This is a genomic window from Nioella sp., from assembly GCF_964229645.1.
GTDB lineage: Bacteria > Pseudomonadota > Alphaproteobacteria > Rhodobacterales > Rhodobacteraceae > Nioella.
The window spans coordinates 1-4,643 of the sequence record NZ_CAXREX010000147.1 but is presented as its reverse complement, the minus strand read 5'-3'; the positions used below and the strand labels follow the sequence as shown (position 1 = coordinate 4,643).

Below are 4,643 nucleotides of genomic sequence, written 5' to 3'. Positions count from 1 at the left end.
ATCCGGGACCTGCGGCCCTGACCGGCTGACAGGATCGGTCAACAACCTGGCAGGCGCGGTCAAGACCCGCGCGGGCCGGATCGGGCACATCCCTTTGCATCAACTCGACGCAAAGGAGACACCCCATGCATCACGATCACCCCATCCTGGTCATCGGTGCGACCGGCAAGACCGGCGCCCGTATCACCCGGCTGCTGCAAGCGCGCGGCGAAACCGTCCGCCCCGGCGCGCGCAATGCGGCCATCCCCTTCGACTGGGACGATGACAGCACCTGGGCCCCGGCGCTGGACGGCGTGAAGGCGGCCTATGTCAGCTATTTCCCCGACCTCGCCTTTCCCGGTGCTGCCGAGAAGATCGAAGCGCTGTCTGCCCTCGCCCGGGACATGGGCACCGGGCGGCTGGTCCTGCTGTCTGGCCGGGGCGAAACCCATGCCAAGGCATGCGAAGACATCATCCGCAACGCGGGCGTGGACTACACGCTCGTGCGCTGTTCGTGGTTTGCGCAGAACTTCTCCGAAGGCTACCTGCGCGACCCGGTTCTTGGCGGCATGCTGGCCCTTCCGGCGGGAACCGTGCGCGAGCCGATTGTCGATGTGGATGATATCGCCGAAGTGGCCGCCGCTGCGCTGACCGAGGATCGTCACTCGGGCGAGCTTTACGAGATCACGGGGCCCCGCCTTCTGTCCTTCGCAGAAGCCGCCGAGGAGCTGGCACAGGTCACGGGACGCCCCGTGCACTACCGGCCGATCACGCTGGAGCAATTCCACGCCGCAATGACCGCGATCGGCGGAAGCTTCATCGCCGATGTCTTCACCCATGTCTGCGAAGAGGCTCTGGACGGGCGCAACGAATGGCTTGGCGACGGCGTGCAGCGCGCGCTTGGCCGGGAACCCACCGATTTCACCGAGTTCTGCCGCCGCGCGGCTGCATCGGGGGCCTGGGCCAGCGCGGCCTGACCCCACGCCCTTTTGAAAGGAAACAGAACATGCATCTTTCCCTGTTCCAGAAACTGACCCTCGGGGCTGCGGGCGCGACTGCGCTCGGCATCGGCGGGGTCATCCTGATCGCGCCCGACCCCTTCTACCAGGGCTACGGTATCAGCCTTGGGGACGACCCCAGCCTGCTCAGCGAATTGCGCGCCGCTGCTGCCGGACTTGTGGCGCTTGGCGGCACCATGTTGGCGGGGCTTGTGCGACGCGGCTGGTCGCACCTGGCCTTTGCAGCCGCGCTGATCGTCTTCATCGCCTGGCCGCTTGGGCGGATCGTCGGGATCGTGGCCGACGGCCTGCCGTCGGACGGCATCCTCGGGGCGCTCGGCCTCGAACTGCTGATCGGTGCCCTGCTTGTCCTTGCGCGCTGGCCCTTCGCGGGCCGTCCCCTGCGCAGCTCTGCCGTGGGGAGGTGACCATGCCCATCTGGATGTTCATCGTCGCGCAGGGCGCGGTGCTGGCTTATGGCCTTCTGGGCGGCGTGTTCCTTGCCTTTTCGGACTTCATCATGCGGTCGCTGTCGCTGGTCGGCGGTCACGGCGGTGTGGAAGCCATGCAGGTCATCAATCGCGAAGTGTTCCGCATCGTCTTCATGGCGCTCTTCCTGGGCATGGCGCCGGTATCTGCCCTGTTGGTCGTGCACGGCCTGGCCTGGGGCGAGGGCAGCGGGGCGCTCCTGCTGGCGGCGGCGGGGGGTGTCTACCTCCTGGGCTGCTTTGCCGTGACGGTCGCGGGCAACGTGCCTCTGAACGAGGCACTGGCCGGTTTGGACACCCGCGCGCCCGACACAATCCGCTACTGGCAGGACGTCTACCTGCCCCGCTGGACCTTCTGGAACAGCCTGCGCACGGCCGCCTGCGCGCTGGCCTCGGTCCTGGCGATGCTGGGGCTCGTCTGGTCGGCATCCGCCTGATCCTTCCCCGTTCCGCCCCCTCACGGGGCCGGGGCGGGGCCATACGGCACCTGCGGTCAACAGGCTGATACGCAGGGTCATGGCGGGATGGGCCGGCTTCGCCTAGGTTGGTCCCATCAGATCGAAAGAGAATGCCGCCCCGATGTCCGCCACAGCCACCAACCCTGCACCCACCGTCCTGATTGCCGGGGCCACCGGCTATCTCGGGCGGTTTCTTGTATCCGAATACGCCCGGAGGGGCTGGCAGGTGCGGGCCCTGGTGCGCCGCGAGGCAGAGCTGGAGGCCCAGATTGTCCGGGCCGAAGCCACGCGCCCCGAAACGCTTTCCGGCATCATGGACGGGGTGGACCTCGTGATCTCCGCCCTCGGCATCACCCGCCAGCAGGACGGGCTGAGCTACCGCGACGTGGACTACCAAGCCAATCTCAACCTGCTGGAAGAGGCAGAGCGCGCGGGCGTGCCCCGCTTCGCCTATATCCATGTGCTCAATGCCGACCGCATGGCCCATGTGCCGCTGGTCGCGGCGAAATCGGCCTTAGTGACGCGGCTTCGGGCCAGTCCGCTGGCCTCGACCGTGATCGCACCCTCGGGCTATTTCTCTGACATGGGCGACTTCCTGGCGATGGCGCGCGCGGGCCGGGCCTGGCTCTTTGGCAGCGGGCAGCACCGGCTGAACCCGATCCACGGCGCAGATCTCGCTGCTGCCACGGCCCGGGCCATCGAGGCAGGGCGGGACTGGTTCGACGTGGGCGGGCCCGAGGTGTTCACCCATGAGGCGCTGGCCCGGCTGGCCTTCGATGCGCTGGACCGCCCGGCCCGGATCACCCGCCTGCCCGACGCCCTGCGGCGGCTTTCGCTCCGGCTGCTGCCCTGGCTGACGCCTGCCCGGATCCACGGGCCTGCGCTCTTCTTCCTGTCCGCCATGGGCGGGGACATGGTGGGGGCCTGCCACGGCACCCGCCGCCTTGCCGATCATTTTCATTCGATGACCTGACCCACGGAGACTTGCCATGACCCTTATCCGCATCGGTGGCCCCGCCGCCCTGATCTGCGCCGCGACCTATATCGTGGGCTTCGTCCTGCTGCTGAGCGTTCTGGCCCCGCTCGGTTATGGCACGGGCCAGATCGACCCTGCCGCCGTGGTCGCCTTCACCGCGGAGAACGCGGGCCTGATGATCGCCTGGCACAGCATCATCTACGTGCTGAATGCGCTGGCACTGGCGGTGCTGGTCGTGGCGCTCCATGCGCGGTTAACAATTGTGACACCGGCCTGGGCAGAAACGACACGCGCCATCGGGCTGATCTGGGCGGCGCTGGTTCTGGGCGCGGGCATGATCGCCAACGTGACCGTGGAAGAAACCGTGCGCCTCAGCGCCACCGACCCTGAGGCTGCCGTCGCGCTTTGGCGCGTGCTGCACGCGGTGGAACTGGGCCTGGGCGGCGGCAACGAGATCGCCGGAGGCGTCTGGATCCTGGGCGTGAGCCTCGCGGCTTGGGGCGCGCGCGTCCTGCCCCGCCCGGTGTCGGGGCTTGGGGTGCTGGTGGGGGCGTCGGGGCTGCTGACCGTGCTGCCGCCGCTCGGCGATGCCACTGGCGCGATCTTCGGCCTTGGGGCGATCCTGTGGTTCCTGGGAACCGGCTTCGCGCTGCTGCGTGGCAGCAATCCGCCCCACTGATTTGCAATCCCAAAAGATTTCCCTTAAGTAAAGGTTTACCCTGTCGGGTCAAAAAAACGTTAAAGAGCAGGCGGTTTCTCTAGATGGTCGGTTTTATCAAGAAGGCTTGGAGCGAAGTGCTCCACCCAATGCTGCAGCGCCCCAAGCGCCTGCAGGTCGCCGCGCTGTGCTATCGACGCGACGGCGACAGCAAGGAGGTTCTTCTGGTCACCAGCCGTGGAACCGGGCGCTGGATCCTTCCGAAAGGCTGGCCCATCGACGGGCTCGACGCGGGCGAAGCCGCTCTCCAGGAAGCCTGGGAAGAGGCCGGGGTGCGCAAGGGCGCGCTCGATGGAACCGCGATCGGCAGCTACACCTATGACAAGACCCTGAAAGCGGGCTGGAGCGTCGAGATCGACACGCTGGTCTACCCGGTCGAGGTGCAGGACCTGCACGAAAGCTTCCCCGAGGCCGATCAGCGCAAGCGTAAATGGGTCCGTCCGCAGGACGCCGCCAACATGGTGCAGGAACCCGAGCTTCAGTCGATCCTGCGCGACTTGTAACAGATTTGTAAAAGATTTGTGACAAGAGCGGTTGATTTGCGACCCCGCTCTCTCTAGGCCGTTTCCCCAAACGAGGGGAGACGGGCATGAGCACCGAAAACGGCGAGATTCGCCACCTTGAGACGCTGGACCGGGACCTGGGGCGTCTGTCCTACCTGGAATCAGCAACGCAATACGTGGCCCGTCCGATGGTGGGTCCGGGCATTTCGCTGGTCTTCCTGGTCATTGCCGGGCTGCTGGCGGCGATGTTCTTCGGCCAGACCTCGAACAGCATGATCGTGGTCGTGGCCGCCGTGTTCGGCGCCTACATGGCGCTCAATATCGGCGCCAATGACGTGGCCAACAACATGGGGCCCGCCGTGGGCGAGAACGCGCTGCCCATGTGCGGGGCCATCGCCATTGCCGCGATCTACGAAACCTCGGGCGCGCTGATCGCCGGCGGCGACGTGGTCTCGACCATCGCCAAGGGAATCGTCACCCCCGAAAGCATGGAAACGGCCGAGGTCTTCATCTGGGCGATGCT

The 4,643-nt window shown here is 66.8% G+C and carries 7 protein-coding genes; all 7 read left to right on the top strand.

The annotated features are described in order from the left end of the window. Nucleotides 1–125 precede the first annotated feature (125 nt). Nucleotides 126–956, top strand: coding sequence for an NmrA family NAD(P)-binding protein (locus ACEQXV_RS09785; protein WP_370251308.1), 831 nt, complete (start codon nt 126–128; stop codon nt 954–956). 29 nt (nt 957–985) lie between these two features. Beyond that, nucleotides 986–1,405: a DUF4345 domain-containing protein gene (locus tag ACEQXV_RS09780; protein WP_370268964.1), complete on the top strand. Its 420-nt coding sequence runs from the start codon at nt 986–988 to the stop codon at nt 1,403–1,405. A 2-nt stretch (nt 1,406–1,407) separates the two neighbouring features. Further along, nucleotides 1,408–1,902 (top strand): DUF1772 domain-containing protein, encoded by a 495-nt coding sequence (locus tag ACEQXV_RS09775; RefSeq protein WP_370251306.1) that lies wholly within the window; start codon nt 1,408–1,410, stop codon nt 1,900–1,902. A 142-nt stretch (nt 1,903–2,044) separates the two neighbouring features. Continuing rightward, entirely contained in the window at nt 2,045–2,896 is an 852-nt protein-coding gene (locus ACEQXV_RS09770; RefSeq protein WP_370268962.1) for an SDR family oxidoreductase, read from the top strand. Nucleotides 2,897–2,912: 16 nt separating this feature from the next. Continuing rightward, nucleotides 2,913–3,578 carry a hypothetical protein gene (locus ACEQXV_RS09765; RefSeq protein WP_370268961.1) on the top strand — a complete coding sequence of 222 codons (666 nt, stop codon included), beginning with the start codon at nt 2,913–2,915 and terminating at the stop codon, nt 3,576–3,578. Between the two features lie 128 nt (nt 3,579–3,706). Then, nucleotides 3,707–4,120 carry an NUDIX hydrolase gene (locus tag ACEQXV_RS09760; protein WP_370251303.1) on the top strand — a complete coding sequence of 138 codons (414 nt, stop codon included), beginning with the start codon at nt 3,707–3,709 and terminating at the stop codon, nt 4,118–4,120. A gap of 86 nt (nt 4,121–4,206) precedes the next feature. After that, nucleotides 4,207–4,643: inorganic phosphate transporter (locus ACEQXV_RS09755; RefSeq protein WP_370268960.1), on the top strand; the 437-nt coding region annotated here is incomplete at its 3' end.